At 74.2% G+C, this 4,518-nt stretch carries 6 protein-coding genes and 1 other RNA gene; 2 read left to right on the forward strand and 5 right to left on the reverse strand.

From position 1 onward, the window contains the following. The coding region (locus HGA02_RS11360; RefSeq protein ID WP_168679103.1) for a methyltransferase domain-containing protein at positions 1-837 on the reverse strand (837 nt) is incomplete at its 3' end. A gap of 13 nt (positions 838-850) precedes the next feature. Next, positions 851-2,323: a Si-specific NAD(P)(+) transhydrogenase gene (gene sthA / locus HGA02_RS11365; protein ID WP_343035447.1), complete on the reverse strand. Its 1,473-nt coding sequence runs from the start codon at positions 2,321-2,323 to the stop codon at positions 851-853. Between the two features lie 75 nt (positions 2,324-2,398). Here sthA and HGA02_RS11370 point away from each other — a divergent pair, with 75 nt between their 5' ends. Together HGA02_RS11370 and ffs are read left to right on the forward strand one after the other, a co-directional pair. Beyond that, positions 2,399-3,121, forward strand: a complete 723-nt coding sequence (locus HGA02_RS11370; RefSeq protein WP_168679104.1) for an AAA family ATPase — start codon at positions 2,399-2,401, stop codon at positions 3,119-3,121. 81 nt (positions 3,122-3,202) lie between these two features. After that, positions 3,203-3,299: signal recognition particle sRNA small type (gene ffs, locus HGA02_RS11375), an RNA gene on the forward strand. Between the two features lie 26 nt (positions 3,300-3,325). Here the strand turns inward: ffs and HGA02_RS11380 are convergent. The 3 genes from HGA02_RS11380 to HGA02_RS11385 form a co-directional block, all read right to left on the reverse strand. Beyond that, complete coding sequence (locus HGA02_RS11380; protein WP_168679105.1) at positions 3,326-3,466, reverse strand: hypothetical protein; 141 nt, start codon at positions 3,464-3,466, stop codon at positions 3,326-3,328. A gap of 114 nt (positions 3,467-3,580) precedes the next feature. Then, complete coding sequence (locus tag HGA02_RS21445) at positions 3,581-3,712, reverse strand: hypothetical protein (protein ID WP_255490122.1); 132 nt, start codon at positions 3,710-3,712, stop codon at positions 3,581-3,583. A gap of 110 nt (positions 3,713-3,822) precedes the next feature. Next, positions 3,823-4,278, reverse strand: a complete 456-nt coding sequence (locus HGA02_RS11385) for an Lrp/AsnC family transcriptional regulator (RefSeq protein WP_210728462.1) — start codon at positions 4,276-4,278, stop codon at positions 3,823-3,825. Positions 4,279-4,518 lie beyond the last annotated feature (240 nt).

Here is a 4,518-nt window from a genome sequence, read left to right on the forward strand (position 1 = left end):
GCCGGACGGGTCCGCCTCGGCGGCGCGGTGCGCGTAGTAGTCCTCGAGCACGGCGGGCGGCAGGTGCCGGTCCCAGTGCGGCGCGGGCGCGGAGGTGTCGTCGGTCGCGAACGCGACGAGCGTGAGGCCCTCGCGGCGGACCTCGGCGACCGCGAACCCGGCCTCGCGCAGCAGGTCGCGCAGGCCGTCGCGCGTCGCGAGGACGGTGTGCAGGCCGGCGCTCAAGGCGGCGACGACCTCCGGCTCGGGGGACTCGGGCGTGACGTGCTCGGCGGCCGGCGTGGTGAGCAGGACGATCCCCGTCGGGCCCGCGTGGCGGCGCAGCACGCGCGCGAAGTCGAGAGGTGCCGGGACGTGCTCGATGACCTCGCTCGCCAGGACCAGGTCGAACGTGCCGCCCAGGTCCGACTCCGTGGTGAGGAAGTCGTGCACGATCGGCACGCCCAGCTCGGCCGCGCCGCGGACCGCCGCGTACGACGGGTCGATGCCCAGCACCTCCCAGCCGTGCGCGAACCGGGCGAGGTCGAGCGCGAAGCCGTAGTTGCAGCCGACGTCGAGGAACCGCCGCACGCGCGCGGGGTCGACCGCCGCGAGCGCCGTCGCGATCGTGCCGACACCGGCGCCGCCCTCGACGTACTCGTCGACCTGGACGTCGTCGGAGCCGGACGCCCCCGCGACGGGCAGCAGGTCGAGCGCTCCGCACGTCGCGCAGCGCACGCCGTGGATGTCCGCCCCGTCGAGCCCGGCCGTCGTGACGACCCCGGCGGCCGCGCCGCTCGTCCCGCAGATGCGGCAGTCGAGGTCCCGAGCGGGCCCTCCCCACGTGAGCCCCGCCACCGGTCCCCCTCCGTCACACCTCGCTGAACCGTGCCACCGCGCGGATCTTGTTCGTCGCGTCCAGCGCCGCGACCTTGTACGCCTCGGACAGGGTCGGGTAGTTGAGCACGGTGTCCACGAGGTAGTCCACGTCGCCGCCGCACGCCATGATCGCCTGGCCGATGTGCACGAGGTCGGTCGCCGACGTCCCGAAGATGTGCACGCCGAGCAGCTCCCGCGTCTCCGTGTGCACGAGCAGCTTGAGCATCCCGTAGGAGTCGCCGACGATCTGGCCGCGTGCGAGCTCACGGTAACGCGCGATCCCGACCTCGTAGGGGACCGCGTCCGCGGTGAGCTGGTCCTCCGTCCGCCCGCAGTACGAGATCTCCGGGATCGTGTAGATCCCGATCGGCTGGACGGCCGCGAGCTCGCGCGCGGGCTCGTCGAACGCGCGGTACGCGGCGAGCCGGCCCTGGTCCATGGACGTGGCCGCGAGCGCGGGGAACCCGATGACGTCGCCGACGGCGAAGACGTGCGGCACGGCGGTCCGGTAGTCCTCGTCGACGACGATCCGCCCGCGCTTGTCGGCCTGCAGCCCGGCGGCCTCGAGGTTGAGCCCGGCCGTCTGCCCCTGCCGCCCGGCCGAGTACATGACGGTGTCGGCCGCGATCCTCTTGCCCGACGCGAGCCGCGTGACGGTCCCGCGCGAGCCGGTGTCGACACCCGCGACCTCCTCGCCGAGCCGGAACGACACCGACAGGTCGCGCAGGTGGAACTTGAGGGACTCGACGACCTCGGGGTCGCACATCTCGAGGATCGTGGGGCGCTTGTCGACGATCGTCACGCGCGTGCCCAGCGCGGCGAACATCGACGCGTACTCGATGCCGATGATCCCGGCGCCGACGACGACCATCGACCCGGGCACCCGGTCGAGCGCGAGCACCCCGTCGGAGTCGACGACGGTCCGCTCGTCGAACTGCACGGTGTCGGGCCGGTGCGGGCGCGAGCCGGTCGCGACGACGAGGAACCGCCCCGAGAACCGGGTGCGCCGGCCGTCGTCGTCGGTGACCTCGACCGTGTGCGGGTCGACGAACGCCGCGGCGCCCGCGTGCAGGTCGACGTGGTTGCGCAGCAGCTGTGCGCGCACGACCTCGATCTCGCGCCCGATGACGTGCTGCGTGCGGGCGAACAGGTCCTCGATCGTGATGTCGCTCTTCACGCGGTAGCTCGCGCCGTAGACGTCGCGCTGCGCCATGCCGGTCAGGTAGAGCACGGCCTCCCGCAGCGTCTTCGACGGGATCGTGCCGGTGTTGACGGAGACGCCGCCCATCATGTGCCGCCGCTCGACCACCGCGACGCGGTGCCCGAGCTTCGCCGCCGCGATCGCCGCCTTCTGGCCGCCCGGCCCCGAGCCGATGACGACGAGGTCGTAGTCGTACCGCTCGGCCCCCGGCGCAGGTGCCGCAGGGGGCTCGGCCACCGGTCCCGGGATGCCGTCGCTGCTCACCCCTCCGAGTGTGGCCCGGTCGACCGTCGCGCACACCCGCTGGACGCGCGCCCGGCCGCCGGGTACACCTGCGGTGTGAGCCTCGACCGTCCGCTGCCCGTGCGGCGCGTGCAGCCGTCGGGCGTGCCCGACGACGCGAACGCGCCCTGGTACGCCCGCATCCCCGCCGTGCGGCAGGTGATGGCGGAGGGCTGGGACCTCGACCCGGTGACGATCCTGGTCGGGGAGAACGGCGCCGGGAAGTCGACGCTCGTCGAGGCGCTCGCCCTCAGCCGCGACATGGGGCCCGAGGGCGGTTCGATCGGGTCCGCGCACTCGACGCGCCCGACCGAGGCCGAGCTGCGGTTCCGGCTCGAGCGCGACATCGGGGCCGGACGGTTCGGCTTCTTCCTGCGCGCCGAGACGATGCACTCCTTCTACACGTACCTGGAGGAGAACCCGGGCATGCGCCCGGAGCCGCGGTTCCACGAGATGTCGCACGGCGAGTCGTTCCTGTCCCTCGTCGGCGACCGCATGTTCAAGCCGGGCCTGTACCTGCTCGACGAGCCCGAGGCGGCCCTGTCGTTCACCGGCTGCCTCGCGCTGGTCGCGCACCTGCACGACCTCGTCCGGTCGCCCGGGTCGCAGGTCGTCCTGTCGACCCACTCGCCGATCCTCGCGGCGCTGCCCGGCGCGACGATCTGGGAGGTCGGCGAGTGGGGGATGCGCCGGTGCGCGTGGGAGGACCTCGACCTCGTGCTGCGGTGGCAGGGGTTCCTCGACGACCCGCGACGCTACCTGCGGCACGTCCTGGACTGACGGCCGCCGCGGGGCCGCCCGGTGGGCCGGTGCGGGCGGCGGCCGTGCACGAGGCCGTCCCCACGTCCGTTAGGCTGGTGGGCAGACCCCTCGTGCGGCGTCATCTCGCTGAACCCCCCCAGGGCCGGAAGGCAGCAAGGGCAGGTGAGCTCTGGCGGGTGTGCGAGGGGTCCTTCACGTCCCGGGACGGTCGGTCCCGGGCGGTCAGCCCTCGGGCGGGCGGTTCTGCGGAGGGCGACGGCCGAGCGCGACGCCCGCGGCGACGACGCCGACCAGCACCGCGAGCACGGCGACGAACCCGACGCCCAGCACGACCAGGTGCCAGACGTTGAGGTTGCTCAGCATCCCTGCCTCCGCTCCCGCCGTCGGGCTCCCGACGGCACCTGCGCACAGTAGCGGCGTGCGGGCGTCGCGGCCCTTCGTCCGGCGGTCCATGGCGGGCGCCCCCGGGGGCCGGGATCACGCCTCGGGCGACGAGCGCTCCCGTCGCGTCCACTGCGCCAGGTAGGAGCCGGCGGCGGCGACCACGACGAGCGCGAGGACGAACCCCGCGGCGCCCAGCACCAGGACCGTGGTGTGCCAGAACGTCATCCCCTGCTGCCTCTCGCGTCGTGAGCCGTCGTCGAACCTATCGACGGCCACGCGCCGCTCGACAGGGACGGACGTCCCGCGGGCGGGGTGAACCCGTCGCGACGACGGCGTCAGGCGGGCTCGGGGTCGCGCAGCGCGAGGCGCGTGAACGTCTGCGCCGCGCCCGCCTCGCGCTTGAGCCGACGGACGAGGCGGTCGAGCGACGCGGGGTCCGCGACGAGCGCGTGCAGCAGGTAGTCGTACGAGCCCGTCACGTGCACCGCGTCGAGGACCTGCGGGAACCCCGGCGCGCGGCGCAGCGCCGACTGGAAGTCCTCGTTCGTCGTCTCGGGCGCCAGGCGGACCTCGATGAAGACCTCGAGCCCGCCGACGGGCGCTCCCGCGGGTGCACGGCCGGTGACGATCGTGAAGCCGCGGATCGTGCCGTCGTCGACCAGGCGGCGCACGCGTGCCGCGGCGGCGTTCGCGGAGAGGCCCACGCGCGCGCCGAGCTCGCGGAACGGCAACCGCGCATCCGCGGTCAGCTCTCGAAGGATCGCGTCGTCGATGACGTCCACGGCGCACATTCTCGCAGTCCGACGACGACTTGCGCAGCGGACCGTCGACGCGCGCCGCCCGACGGGACGATCCTGGTCCGCGTGGACGTGACCTCCGCCCTGCTGCTCGGCGCGCTCGCCGGGCTCGCCGTCGCCGTGCCCGTCGGGCCGATCGGGGTGCTGCTGCTGCGCGAGGGCGTCGTGCACGGGACGCGCGTCGCGATCGGCGCCGGGCTCGGCGTCGCGACCGTCGACCTGCTGTACGCGACC

Source organism: Cellulomonas septica (genome assembly GCF_012396155.1).
In the GTDB taxonomy this organism is placed as follows: Bacteria; Actinomycetota; Actinomycetes; order Actinomycetales; family Cellulomonadaceae; genus Cellulomonas; species Cellulomonas septica.

Excerpts from the sequence above, each read along its gene's own strand:
- HGA02_RS21445 (WP_255490122.1), bottom strand. The coding sequence starts at position 3,712 with ATGACGTTCTGGCACACCACGGTCCTGGTGCTGGGCGCCGCGGGGTTC.
- HGA02_RS11380 (WP_168679105.1), bottom strand. The coding sequence starts at position 3,466 with ATGCTGAGCAACCTCAACGTCTGGCACCTGGTCGTGCTGGGCGTCGGG.
- HGA02_RS11385 (WP_210728462.1), bottom strand. The coding sequence starts at position 4,278 with ATGTGCGCCGTGGACGTCATCGACGACGCGATCCTTCGAGAGCTGACC.